Annotated in this window: 15 protein-coding genes and 1 pseudogene; 4 read left to right on the forward strand and 12 right to left on the reverse strand. The window is 43.0% G+C overall.

Annotation, left to right across the window (positions count from 1 at the left end):
* Window positions 1-133 precede the first annotated feature (133 nt).
* The 9 genes and pseudogenes from H065_RS27670 to H065_RS28545 form a co-directional block, all read right to left on the reverse strand.
* Window positions 134-520 (reverse strand): hypothetical protein, encoded by a 387-nt coding sequence (locus H065_RS27670; RefSeq protein ID WP_238557890.1) that lies wholly within the window; start codon window positions 518-520, stop codon window positions 134-136.
* Window positions 521-783: 263 nt separating this feature from the next.
* Window positions 784-1,311, reverse strand: coding sequence for a hypothetical protein (locus tag H065_RS0105210; protein ID WP_152425807.1), 528 nt, complete (start codon window positions 1,309-1,311; stop codon window positions 784-786).
* A gap of 69 nt (window positions 1,312-1,380) precedes the next feature.
* Entirely contained in the window at window positions 1,381-1,761 is a 381-nt protein-coding gene (locus H065_RS0105215; protein WP_238557891.1) for a hypothetical protein, read from the reverse strand.
* Between the two features lie 32 nt (window positions 1,762-1,793).
* On the reverse strand, window positions 1,794-2,234 hold the full coding sequence (aac(6'), locus tag H065_RS0105220; protein ID WP_017811968.1) for an aminoglycoside 6'-N-acetyltransferase: 441 nt from the start codon (window positions 2,232-2,234) through the stop codon (window positions 1,794-1,796).
* Between the two features lie 48 nt (window positions 2,235-2,282).
* Complete coding sequence (locus H065_RS0105225; protein WP_017811969.1) at window positions 2,283-2,843, reverse strand: DEAD/DEAH box helicase family protein; 561 nt, start codon at window positions 2,841-2,843, stop codon at window positions 2,283-2,285.
* A gap of 129 nt (window positions 2,844-2,972) precedes the next feature.
* Window positions 2,973-3,476 carry a hypothetical protein gene (locus tag H065_RS0105230; RefSeq protein ID WP_152425808.1) on the reverse strand — a complete coding sequence of 168 codons (504 nt, stop codon included), beginning with the start codon at window positions 3,474-3,476 and terminating at the stop codon, window positions 2,973-2,975.
* Between the two features lie 51 nt (window positions 3,477-3,527).
* The gene (locus H065_RS25270; RefSeq protein ID WP_017811971.1) at window positions 3,528-4,178 is read right to left on the reverse strand and encodes a hypothetical protein; all 651 of its coding nucleotides are present in this window, start codon (window positions 4,176-4,178) and stop codon (window positions 3,528-3,530) included.
* A gap of 12 nt (window positions 4,179-4,190) precedes the next feature.
* The gene (locus H065_RS0105240; protein ID WP_017811972.1) at window positions 4,191-4,553 is read right to left on the reverse strand and encodes a hypothetical protein; all 363 of its coding nucleotides are present in this window, start codon (window positions 4,551-4,553) and stop codon (window positions 4,191-4,193) included.
* A 213-nt stretch (window positions 4,554-4,766) separates the two neighbouring features.
* Window positions 4,767-4,841: pseudogene (locus tag H065_RS28545) on the reverse strand (shikimate kinase); the annotation flags it as partial.
* Window positions 4,842-5,147: 306 nt separating this feature from the next.
* Here H065_RS28545 and sstT point away from each other — a divergent pair.
* From sstT to H065_RS0105265, 4 genes are all read left to right on the forward strand, one after another.
* A complete protein-coding gene (sstT, locus tag H065_RS0105250; RefSeq protein WP_017811974.1) occupies window positions 5,148-6,365 on the forward strand; it encodes a serine/threonine transporter SstT in 1,218 nt (405 codons plus the stop codon).
* Between the two features lie 566 nt (window positions 6,366-6,931).
* On the forward strand, window positions 6,932-7,186 hold the full coding sequence (locus H065_RS0105255) for a hypothetical protein (protein ID WP_017811975.1): 255 nt from the start codon (window positions 6,932-6,934) through the stop codon (window positions 7,184-7,186).
* A 307-nt stretch (window positions 7,187-7,493) separates the two neighbouring features.
* Window positions 7,494-8,333 (forward strand): hypothetical protein, encoded by an 840-nt coding sequence (locus tag H065_RS0105260; RefSeq protein ID WP_017811976.1) that lies wholly within the window; start codon window positions 7,494-7,496, stop codon window positions 8,331-8,333.
* 333 nt (window positions 8,334-8,666) lie between these two features.
* Entirely contained in the window at window positions 8,667-10,061 is a 1,395-nt protein-coding gene (locus H065_RS0105265; protein ID WP_017811977.1) for a PQQ-binding-like beta-propeller repeat protein, read from the forward strand.
* A 310-nt stretch (window positions 10,062-10,371) separates the two neighbouring features.
* Here H065_RS0105265 and H065_RS0105270 read toward each other — a convergent pair whose 3' ends face one another.
* The 3 genes from H065_RS0105270 to H065_RS0105280 form a co-directional block, all read right to left on the reverse strand.
* Window positions 10,372-11,370 (reverse strand): ABC transporter substrate-binding protein, encoded by a 999-nt coding sequence (locus tag H065_RS0105270; protein ID WP_017811978.1) that lies wholly within the window; start codon window positions 11,368-11,370, stop codon window positions 10,372-10,374.
* Between the two features lie 209 nt (window positions 11,371-11,579).
* Window positions 11,580-11,966 (reverse strand): hypothetical protein, encoded by a 387-nt coding sequence (locus tag H065_RS0105275; RefSeq protein ID WP_017811979.1) that lies wholly within the window; start codon window positions 11,964-11,966, stop codon window positions 11,580-11,582.
* A gap of 36 nt (window positions 11,967-12,002) precedes the next feature.
* Window positions 12,003-13,037, reverse strand: coding sequence for a LacI family DNA-binding transcriptional regulator (locus H065_RS0105280; RefSeq protein WP_017811980.1), 1,035 nt, complete (start codon window positions 13,035-13,037; stop codon window positions 12,003-12,005).
* Window positions 13,038-13,196 lie beyond the last annotated feature (159 nt).

The following is a 13,196-nucleotide window of genomic DNA, read 5'->3' on the forward strand; positions in this document are numbered from 1 at the left end:
ACCTTTAATTTGACGATATTCGATCTTATGGAATCTATCAGACTTTGATCCTCGAAAAGACATTGTTCATTTAACCAAGGAATACTATGCGTATCATCCAGCTATACTTTTAAGAGGATTCATTTTTCAGATCCTAGGGTGCTTCTTTCCAAATGGCTTTGTCAGCAATATACAAATGGTCATCCGTTTGCATATGCATAAATTGTTCTTCATCCAAATCTTTGTACACTGTATGTAACGATTTGGGAATGATCGCTGCATCAAATACATACAAGCTCTCATACTGCTTCTTTACGATAGCTTCCCATGGTAAACCATCTGTCACTTCATTTGTGAAATAAACGCCGGTTTGAGTGAACTCTTCTGCCAAAGCACACATCATCTGCCACAACAGCGATCTGTACGTTTCTTTTATTTCACCTGTTACATGATCCATTTCAATCTCTTCTGTCCATAACAGGATAGCCCTCTCCATCCAGTTCGTGGTAAGTTCCGGTATAACTGCCGGAGTCCAGCCCATAATATATGGACGCACATGTATAGTATGCTCTTGATATACGTACTCCTGGGTAGCCGTGCTGCTACCTTTGTACATAAAGTCCTTATCTGTAACTTCCTCTTCCAAAAGGTCCAGGATGTATGCAGGATCGATATTGAGCTTGATGAGCACGGATACAAAGGAGCGGAATATATCTTTGTAACTCTTTTTATCACAGGGTATGTAAGTTTGAATATGAGAGTATTCCGGCATTTGTAGCTTCCTTTCCGATGAAGTAGCGCTATTCATTCACTGAATGTTGTTTTATAGGATGACTTTCTATGACTTTGAAGTTTTTTTACATAATCGGGATTGTAGTAAGCAACGAACACAGATTCAGGAGTCCCCTCAGACAATATAACTCTAACCAGTTTGTCTTCAAGCTCCCAACTATATCCCTCGAACTCTTTGTCTTTAGTATATGTACCAGGACCATATTTATTCTTGTACTGCTCATAGACCAGATTCAGATTTTCCAGCCGCTTCTGATGATCAATTTTCGAAGTGTATTTAAAATCAATAATTTTGGTAAAAGCTTGCAAACCGTTATTCTTGTCATCAAATGAATAATAGATTTCCGCTTTTTCTCCTATATCGGTAGGAGTATTGTATTTTAATTCGTTTTTTGTTTTCTCGATCAGATCCATATTTACGGTCTGCTCGACTTTTTCTCTGGACGTTCCCCAAGCCAAAACGTCCGGTTCTATAACAGTTTGGGTTGAACAGCTGCATAGTAATATAATCCCCAGCAAGCATATCGCTAACTTTGACAAGCCAATCACCTTCTTTGTTTATGATTTATGGATTACATCTGTCGCATTACAATCTATCAGCTGATAATTTTAATCTGCGAGGGTCACTACTTCTTTTACAGAAAAACACCAGACAATAATTCTTGCTACTATGTCTGGTGTAATAACGGTATCATCCTCCCATACAGGAGTCAGTATTCTTTTATAACATCCATTCTCCATCACAATTCCTTCAAACTGTTTGCCTTGAATGACAATAAAGGGAGCACTATCCGGCTGGGAGGATTGACCCACATTATATGCAGCTATAAATTGTTTGTCTTCGGAGATAATATGCAGCTTAACCTGACCTGCATCTTCCCAATCCGGCGTAACATACCAATAAAAGTCTCTATTTAGACAAATAATTTTTCTTTTGCCTTTTTTGCTGACTCCCATACTGACCCGCTCCTTATCCTCATCGTCATTCATCAGCTTATGATGCTCGTTGCAGTTCCCAGTAATCAGCTCAAGTTTTTGATAAAAGCCACTATTATATTGGCTTCCTCGAATCCCAGCTTCTTGTGGAACTTCTGGCTACCAAGATTATCGAGCTCAGTGTCCGAAGCAATCTGGCTGCATCCCATTGATCTGGACCACTCTTCACCTGCTGCCAGCAGTCTGGTGGATATTCCTCTGTGACGAAAGGCTGGATCAACGTAAATGCCTTCTACATAACCGACAGGACTGGAATCGGAGCCTTCTACATAGTCATGCCGGAGGGACATATGAATAAAGCCAATACTCAATTCCTCTGCCTTTGCCAGATATACAATATCCGTCGAAGAATCCAGTATTTCCGCAAAGTCTGCACGAAGTTCTGACTCTATATTGTCCGGCCACAGCTGTATAGCGAGACTTGTTACTTGATGGAGATGGGATTGCTCTGCTTTTGCAATAATCAATAGAAGTCATCCTTTCGGGCTAATTGAGCTCTATTTGATATTGAACGGTTACATTGCAAACCTGCTTATAATCATTTCTGCTACGGCTTCTGCGCCAATATCGGTGTTGTTGATTCTCAGGTAATTTGTCTTCTGTATCTCGCCAGGCAATGAATTCAATCGATACTGCTCATGGGTCTCGATCAGATCCTTTTCCGACCACTGGATATCGCGCTTGGTGAGTTTGTGCTGAAGCCGGTTTTCCGTCTTGTTACGCTGGATTCTCTGCTCCATGTCTGCTTCGAGCTCGACGTAATAGACCGTCCCGCCTCTACTTTCAAATAATGCAGCTACCTGTTCTATGTAATCCCAGTCACTCTGCAGATCGAACGCCCATACATAGGTGAAAATCAGACCTTCCAGATCGCTCCGAGAAACTTCTTCGAAAATCTCGCGCCGGATTAGATTCACGAGCCGTTTGCCAGCAGGGGTACCGTAATCGAAAAAATGGGATACCAGATCAATAGACATATGATTGTGGAATAGCTTCATATTCGTCTTGGCAGCCAGATGCTGTCCTACGGTCATTTTGCCTACTGCCTGCGGGCCCAACAGGATGACGAGTTTCATGAGAACATTCCTCCTTTTCGGGTAAGTGAGTAATTACTTCAGTATTCTTCGTTCTCTTCCCCTGGACTTTTGCTTGCAGTCTGGATGCAATATACTTCATTTTCTCAATCACATCATCTACGGGATCTTTTATTCGCCTGGCATAATAAGTTTGGCATGGTAGGCCAAGATCCATTTGGTTGCGCCTATGGATGGGAAGAACACAATCAGTTCTTTATCCGTTTGTTCATTAATGATCTCCATCACTATTCCTGGTCCATACTTGGGATGCAGCAGTTCCGAGCCTATAATGAGTGATTCGATGTATTCATTGGTTGCTGGCAGCTCTGGACTGACATAGATGGATTTGCTCCGTTCAAGCTCGACTAGCATTTGGGGGGCAATAGGATAATCTCCTTCATATATTTCACCTTCATCTCCCTGAACACGGGCTCCGATCTGCTCAGCAATAGCAATTAATATTCCCATCACTTCATTATTGGCTCCTTCCAGAGTAAGACGTCCTTTTGTATAGGTGATAGGCAATAGATCGATCCAGGACTTTACCTGTTCAAGGTCAGCTTCCGTAATGGGATGTTGCTCACTATGCCACCAACTCAAGGCTTTTGTAACATGGACATTATAGGACATCATTTAGCTCCTTTGATAATTAAATGAGCTTGCACTTTGTATTCTTGAATGATTTTAGAGAAGTTCTTCATATTCTTTGGATTCGAGAACTCGATCATATCTAACAAAAAACATTTCCGGAATGCCGATAATCGATTTGAACTCTTCTGCCAGACTCATATTCTTTTCTATACCATTTTCAATATAATCGATATTCAGAATATTGTTCAGCTGGTTTATTTGCTCGTCGTTGCATCCAAACAATCGAAATGCTTCTGTATTGCAATCATCAAATACCCGTTTAAACTCCTCTTCAAAAATATTGCTTTCTTTTAATTCTGTATACAAATCTTCCAGCTTTCCACTGAATAATAAATCACTCGAACTGGATTCCGGATATCGCTTTTTGGCTATCTTATATACCAGCTCATCCTCATATTCAAAAGAAAAATGCAACCTCGCTATTTCCTTGCCCTGATCAAACACCTGGTACCCCCACCAGTGATCTTCAGCGTTATAAAAATAAAGTACAGGTACTCTATCCGAGACACGATATATATATGCTGGAGCCTTGTGATTATGATCGGCTATATGACCGTCATCCTTGGTTAGCCAGGTGATCCACTTATCATTCAAACGATAAATAGCCGTTCCTGATGGCAGTTGATCTTTAACCATTTCTTTGTGTGCAGCGAGTATTATATTCCCAGCAGTAAATTCACTCATTTCCAGCACCTCTTATCTTTTGGATTTGAAAAATGGGTTAGCCGATCTGTTGAATAAAGTCAGGAAAATAACAACCAGATATACTACTCTCGGGATGATGGAATCCGCATACAGCAGCAAAGAAAGAATACACCAGATTACAATAAACATCCTGCCCACATGCATTCCTCTAAAAGCCAGAATTCCTCCTATGAATAGCAGTGCACCGCCCGCATAGGCCAGCATTACAGCTACCAGTTCAGGGGTATCTGCGAAAATAATTCCTTTGATCGGTACATCGCGGCTGATCATCATAGAGGTCAGGATTAGATTGAGGAAACCGATAGCCATAATTAGTACAGACATAATAGCGACCGATACAGGTCGTTTGATCATATGTATTCACTCCTGTGTATTAGTTAATATAGGGATGCGCTTCTCTACAGAAGCAGCCATCTACCATTCAAAATGTTGTATAATCATCTCCGCTGCGGTTTCGGCGTCGATATATGTATTGTTGATCTGCAGGTAATGAGGCGCACTCAGCTCTCCAGGCTGTGAATTCAGCCAATACTGCTCATGAGAGCTCACCAGATCCTGTTCCAACCATACCAGATCGATCGACATATGATTATGAAACAGCTTCATATCCGTCTTGGTAGCCAGATGCTGTCCAACAGTCATGTTGCCAACTGCTTGTGGTCCGTCCGGACAGGATAATTAATTTCATTTCATCCTCCTCCTTGTTGTATTTGTCCTTCCATAATACCGTGCTACATTCATAATGAATCTTCCTGTATTTCTATGCATAATTGAAGTTATTCTGCTCTGGGATCGGCTGTGCGAGCCTGCTGTCTGGCTTGAAGTGATTATACCTTATATTTTTCATTGCAAACGAAAAATTTCATGGTAAACTAATATCTAATTACCAACCTACTTCACCACTGTGAAGCAGGTTGGTATATGATTAACGATAACCGGAGGGGAATTATGGCGACATTGCTGCACAAATGGAATAAAGTAAGTCTGGTCCAACGAATACTTATCGGAATTGTAGTCGGGATTATCCTGGCTTTGGCTTTTCCCCATGCTGCAGGAATTGGTATCTTTGGTTCCTTATTTGTATCTGCACTGAAGGCGATAGCGCCTATTCTGGTATTCCTTCTCGTGATGTCTGCCCTCTCGCAGCATAAAAAGGGACGGCCTACCAATATGAAATCCATTATTGTGCTATATGCATTAAGTACTTTTCTGGCTGGTCTGATCGCGGTAATCGCAAGCTTTCTCTTCCCTGTAAAATTATCCTTGATCCAAAGTGCTGAAGGTCTGACGCCGCCTGGAGGCATTGTAGAAGTGCTCAAAGGTCTACTGCTCAATGTAGTCGACAATCCGGTAAATGCACTGATGAATGCCAACTATATCGGTATTCTTGCCTGGGCAATCATGCTTGGTCTTGCTCTCAAAAATGCCAAAGATACTACCAAAAATCTGCTGTCCAATTTCTCGGATGCTGTGTCCCTGATCGTCAAATGGGTCATTAATCTGGCACCACTGGGGATTATGGGGCTCGTATATGAATCGATTACAGCGAATGGTCTGGCATCCCTGCTTGATTACGGCAAACTGCTGCTCGTACTCATTGGATGCATGCTGTTTATGGCGCTGGTAGTGAACCCGCTGATCGTATATGTAAATATTCGCCGTAATCCCTATCCACTTGTATTCAGCTGCCTGAGAGAAAGTGGACTCACCGCCTTCTTTACACGCAGTTCGGCAGCTAATATTCCAGTCAATATGAAGCTGTGTGAGAAGCTGGGACTTGATCGTGACAGTTATTCCGTCTCTATTCCGCTGGGAGCCACGATTAATATGGCTGGTGCTGCGGTGACCATTTCCGTGTTAACCCTGGCAGCTGTCCATACACTGGGTATTCAAGTAGATATCGGTACAGCTTTTATACTTAGTCTGTTATCTGCTGTTGCCGCTGCGGGAGCGTCCGGCGTAGCTGGCGGTTCCCTGCTGCTGATTCCGCTGGCATGCAGCCTGTTCGGGATTCCGAATGAAATTGCCATTCAAGTCGTAGGCGCAGGATTTATCATTGGTGTACTGCAGGATTCCTGTGAGACTGCACTGAATTCTTCTTCGGATGTACTGTTCACAGCAACAGCAGAGTATGCCAAGAATCGCAAAGAATTGGGAAATGCCTGATATTTATGTGATTAGTAGTTCGATTGTGAAGATCTATTTGTAATCTTATATTATTGTAGCTAGAAGCAGACTGCGAACAGATTCCACAGTCTGCTTCTTTTATGTATACAACCGTTCCAGACAGCCTTGTTGGTCTATGTCTTCTTTATTCACGCACGGTTTCGTTGAACAAGTTTCCATGAACTTTTTCTATACTTTACTCTGCTCTTCCATAATCCATTTAAAAACTTGATTATTCATCTTGTCCATCCTTTCTGGGTGTTTAAATGTAGCTACTCTATGACATTATAAACGAATTATCAGCACAATTAATAAGATGTAGGCAATATTCTCTTCATTACAGCAAAAGCGAGCATACGGGAGGACTCTTTCGAACGAATCTTCTGATTCCCTCTCTTCTATCCTCAAGCTGCAATATGGTTACTCAGCTCTGCAGATGCCGATTGGGCACCCGGCAGCTTTGCCGTATAATGGTAAATGTTACGTCGGATGTGACTTCTATATCGGGATCATACTACATACTATGATTGCCATCTGACAGCATAAACCGGAGAGGATGAATATACTTGAATTATACCGAAGCACTGGAACGCAAAAGTGAAATGTTGAAGAAGAATGTGGAGAACTGGATTTTGAAAGAGAACCGCAGTGGCCTATCCCAGCAGGAAGCTTTTATTTACCGGAATATGATCAAGGAACTTCATCAGAACAAACACGAGCTGCATACCGTACGCGAAGAAGAATGGCATAGCGAAACCTCGGAATCGTCACATTCCGAACCCGCTACCCTATCGGCTGCCAAACCATATAGCATGTCCTAAGGATAAATTGACTCCAACCGTCATAACTTTGTTGATTCAAAGTTGTGACGGTTTTTGACGTATGGGATAAAGGCTATGAGTTAGGGAATGAGCGGTTATGTGGTGCCAATTTATCTACTTACTGCTTGTTCATATTTATGAAATGATCGCAAATATCCGATATAGAGTGATAGTAAAAGTAATTGTAGTCTTTCCTATCGTTTGATATGATTAGCTCTGCTCTAAATCAGATTTGTTCTATTACATAACGTCTATGTATCTGTAGTACTGCTACCCTATTTATTTTATAACAATAAGGATGTGTATCATGACACTGTTCAAAAATCTAATTTTACCGGCTGCTCTAATTGTTGTTCTTGCTGGCTGTGGAAATATGCAGGATGCGCCCACAGAGCAGGCGGAGACTTCTTCTTCCTCGTCCACATGGAATACCGACACCACCGGAAATACCGCAAATGGCGCAATAGATAATTATGCCGAGAATGAAGAGGATCTGTACAACACCGAGAATGCTGGCAGCAATAATTTTAATGATAATAGCAGTACTCCTCCCGTCCAGGAGAGCTCCCCAGATTCGAATAGTATCTCTACTAGCGTGAAGACAACGACCTCTGTAGAGACCAGTGTTTCTGCAGGTAGTAGTACTTCGGTAGAGACCAGCACATCTGTTGAGATGAATCATTCTCCCAGCCCATCGCAGCCAACTACCTCTGCATCCGAATTATCTACGCAAGCAAGTGATAACCTTTTGCAATATTTAGAAGAATGTACACAAATGCTGCATTATATCGGTCAGGAAATGAAACAAGCAGCTGACCTCTCCACGATGCAGGAACCAACAATTGAGAAAGTAGTGGCACAAATAGCCTCTCACCGCAAAAATATAGATAGTCGCCTACAAAGACTTGAATCCCTGACAATCCCTCAAATTGACAATCCGAGTGTACGTGAAAAAGTAGTTTCTATTCGGAATCACACGCTGGATATGGGAAATACAGCGAGCGATATGATGCAGTTAATGAGCAAATATATGCAAACCGACGATGAGGGTTATTATGAAAAGTATCAGAAAATGAGTGACCAAGTAAATGCCAGTTATCTAGCACTTATTGAACAGGCAACACAATTGGCAATCGAGGTAGAATAAAATGAATATAAAAGCCTGCAGACCTGATTCTGCAGGCTTTTTCTATACTTCTAAATTAGATCACATATCTTCTACTGTACACAATGTATTGTTAGCCCGTTTATGCTGCGCTCTCTACTGCCCTTCCCTGTTTTCTTATAGGCAGGTATCATTTCAGTAATAGGATTGTCACTTTTTCCATATTAAATACTCTACCTTTTTGTTCTAAAATAAACAGGGTCTGCTAACCGGTAGGTAGATGTCGTTCATGGATAAGCTGGATTAGCTTATCCTGCTTACAGCAACATCTCTGCTTACCTATTCGACAATTCAATACATAAAGGTGGAATCAATATGCTTCAAACATTCTTTACTCGTACGACTTCCTGTCTGGTGACAGCCGGCCTGCTCGGCAGCATGTGGCTTACTCCCTCTACTGCTGTCCATGCTTCTGCTCTTCCTGCATCTTCTGTATCTGCTACTGATAAAGATAGCATTGCTAAATCCTCTATTACAGGAACGAATGCAGCATCATTACCAGCAAGCTCCTCTCCAAAATCGCTTACAGCTATGAATGCACTGCACAAATCATGGACATCGTCCAATCTGAGAACGCCCTCTGTACTGATACGACATGCGTCCAATTCCTTTGTCAGCACTATTCATGCGGTTCCTGCCAAGAAGCTGGTCTATGCCTATGTTACGCAGCTGGTCGATAACACTCCTAAGGCCAGAATATCGTACGATTGGAGATTGGACAGTCTGAAGGCATTGGACGAGAATACCGGCAAAGTGAAATGGACGTATAATTTCCACAAATCCGGTGGCCCTTTTACTATCTATAGCGAGACTGCTTTTGCAGCTAATGGTACTACATATGCTTTTCAGAATTTTACGGACAGCACCTACAAATTATATTCTATCAACAGTTCCGGTAAATTAAACTGGACTCGCTCGCTTCCACATCAGAATGGGCTGGATATCGTGCAGCTATCTGTGATGAAAGACAACTCTATTCTGGCTGCTGTACAGTACAGCTATGATAATAAAGGGATATATCATACAGAATTGCTACATTTCCAGGCCAGCGGCAAACTGATACATCGCAGTCAAATCGCCGGTCGGTTAATCCGTATCCAAAATGAGCATATCCTCATGGATCTCTCGCCCATGGTTAGACGCGGCGGCATCTGGGATACCGCCTATGGTTCCAAGCTGGCAGTATACAACCAGAACGGTCAGCAGCAGTACACCTGCCAAATGCCCAAAGCTACTATTTTGTATGAAGATATGGACGAACAGCAAACTATCCTGTCTGACGGTTCCATAATTATTCGCGAAGCTGGCTCTACACAAGATAAACTGTACGGATTCTCGCTGAAGGGTAAGCTTCTATGGAAACGTCTTATTTCAATTGATGCGCAGATTGCAGCATCGAGTGCAGGTTATGCTGTATACCAACCTGCTTCCCATACGATCAGCCTGTATATCATGAACAGTCAGATAGTACAGCAAAGTGTGGTTGGCCCGCCGGAGGAAGGAATCTCCTTGATCCAAACGATCGATGGTAATCTGCTGCTCACTTTACAAAAAAGCGCCTATGTTTTGAATCCGCAGAATTTGCAAACTATTTTCGCCTCTTCCAGCGGTAATATTTTGCTGAATGCCGACATCAGAGCTTATAGTGACGGTGCAATCTATACAGCTGATGCTCGGGGAGGAGTCGTGAAATGGAGTATGCATCCATAAGCCGGATGGTACTTGTATTGATTAACATATTTGTGTACTAATTAAAATATATTTGGTGCATTCCTGCATTTATCTGAAATACGAAAAAGCCTGCAGATTAAAGTCTGCAGGCTTTTCTCATATTATCATTAATGCGAGCATCATTATGACGAATGCCGGTATTACGAACATCATTATTGCGAGTTATTGCAAATGTCGTTATCAATATGATGAGCCGATACTTAATTGGATCATAACCACTCTCATAACAATAGCTATCAATTCACCCGCATGATTCATTGGCAAAGCTGTATCATAATCCGCATATTTCTTATTTCGTCAGTACGCCAACCACCTGATCTACCAATGCTTTGGAAGATACAGGCCCACCGAATGTCCAGGTAGTTCCAGACAGTGGATACGTACGTTTTTCTTTGACAAAGTTCAGTCCATTCCAGACGGAATTGCCTTTCATTGCCGCTCCGAATACATCGTCATCCGGCTGGGTGATATAGATAAAGTTGCTGTCCTGTACTTTGGACAATGCTTCGATACCTACGGTCGAGAAACCGTAATTTTCGACTTTATCCGATTTCCAGTCGTTGATCATTCCGATCTTCGCCAGGGTACCTGCTACAACCGAGTTGTCCAGGAACATACGCAGGCTTGCTGCATTCTGGGAAGTGAAGGCTTGGGTGATCACATAGTGCAGATCCGCTTTGCCCGCAGCAGCCAGTTTTTCTTTGGCATCGGCATAGTGCTGATCCAGATCGGCCAGTACTTTTTTCGCCTGATCCTGTTTGCCTACTGCAGTGGCAATACTGTTGAACACTTCAACCATCTTGTCATAGTCATAACCATTTCCGGTATTCAGATTATACTCGATCGTTGGTGCAATCGTATTGAGCTGATCATAAATCTTATTATTGCTGTCAAAGTTGGAAATGATCAGGTCCGGCTTGAGTGCCGCAATCGCTTCCAGATTCGGTTCATTACGCAGACCTACATCGGCTACACTGCTGTCCAGAGCAGCTTCCGGGCTTACATAGATCTTGTACTGCTCATTGTCAGCACTACCTACTGGCTGTACACCCAGAGCAACCAGATCTTCGGTAAATGTCCATTCCAGTACAACGACACGTTGTGCCGGTTTATCCAGTGTTGTCTCGCCATGACTATGCTTGATCGTTATCGGTCCGGCAGCTTCTTTTGATCCGCCAGCGGCTGGTGCAGTTTCTCCTTCAGTCTTTGTATTTCCAGCTGTTCCACAGCCTGCAAGTGCAAGCATCAGAACAAGCATAAGTGCGATTCCGCTGAACCCCTTTTTCATGTTCGAATTCTCCTCTATTATGTATATATTTGCGGATAATGATAATCATTATCATCTATGGATTATGAAGCAGTACAGCCGGATTGTCAACGATAAGTCGAAATATCGGCTGTACTTTTTACGAAGCTGGATGTACAGCTAAAAGGAAGCTGGATTTTCTGCCTTTATACTGCTTCAGTATAACCAGGTACTCGTTCATCAGCAGACATTTATAAAGGATACTTGTCTACATGCCGCGAATCGATAAAATCATCAATCATCAGATCATAGTGACCCAAATATTCCTGTAGATTCTGCCAGTTGGCAATCTGTATATACTCGCCTACCCGGTCATATGAGGGCTCCAGTTCATCTTCAATATCGGCTCTATCAAACGAAGCCTGTCTGACCTGAAAACAGGCGTGTTCTATAGTAACGCTTGGTTGATAAGGTGAAAATGCGATCATTGCACCGGGTTCAGTACGCAGCGGATAAGCTGGAAGGCAGTCAGATTGCAGCCGCACCTCCATCCATGTGATGGAATTGGCATCGACAGGCGTTATTTCTTTTAGCAATATTTTTCCTTTGAGCAGCAGCTCCAGAGATTGAGTAATCATACTTTCTCCTTCATGTGATTGGACATGATATCCGCGCTACTCCTGATCCTTACGCGAATAATGTTTGGCTGCAAGACTCGATTCGCGGACAATCAGCCTTGGTTCAAATTCTACGCGTTCATATTCGCCAGGCTCCGGCGATTGAATACGTTTGAGCAACAGCTCAGCTGCCAACCTCCCCACTTCATTGCCCATGATCGATACCGAGCTGATCTGCGGTGTGGTAACTGTAGTCCATAGATTGTTATCGATGCCGACGATAGCCACATCCTCGGGCACCTGGACACCCAGTTCCTTGAACCGGTTCACAATACCGATCGCGACCATATCATTGACTGCGTAGATGGCATCAGGCATATGTTTGAGATTATAAAAGTAATCTGCCGCCTGACGTCCTGTATCAAATGTAAAGTCTTCGCCAAAGTATACAAGCGAAGCATCTACGTGACGCAGCGACTGTTCATACGCCAGATAACGCTCTTCGATCTTGTCCTTGGGTGCTCCCGCGTAAGCGATACGGGTACGACCGATCTGCAGCAGATGTTCCATAACGAGACGTCCTTCGGGGCGTGCCATACCGACAATATCCGCTTTGAGATCGGGACTGAGTTTTTTGCTGTAATTGATAACCGATATCGGGATAGCGGATTGATTGATCAGATTTTCCAATGTTTTCGGATAAGCCAGTGGCATAAGAACCAGACCGTCCACATGCAATTTTTTTACTTCACGCAGCGTCTCCAGCTCCAATCGTGCATTACCAAGCGTATTGATCTGCACAACACGATAGCCATGCTGCTTGGCAGCCTGCTCCACCGACCATGCGATATCCGGAATAATGGCATTGCGGATATCGGGTACAGCGAGTGCAATCTGCCGCGTCTGGCGGATTTTGAGACTCTGTGCAGATGTATTGGGGATAAAGCCCATCTCTTCGACGATTTCCAGAATACGCGCTTTGGTCTTGGCACTGATGCCTTCGCTATCATTAAGAGCACGCGATACAGTAGCAATACCAACGCCCGCTTGCCGGGCTACATCTTCGATCGTTACCTTTTTTCTGTTGGCCATGCCAGTTTCTACTCCTCTTACCGGAATCGTTTCCATTCATCCGTGAAATTTTTCATTACTTTCTTACATTATAACATAGCGGTTTGCAAACAAGCCTGTCTGATTAAAGGAAGTCAATCCGGACTATACTGATTACATTACGGAAATGAACTATTTCAA

This window comes from Paenibacillus shenyangensis (assembly GCF_000346635.1).
In the GTDB taxonomy this organism is placed as follows: Bacteria; Bacillota; Bacilli; order Paenibacillales; family Paenibacillaceae; genus Saccharibacillus; species Saccharibacillus dauci.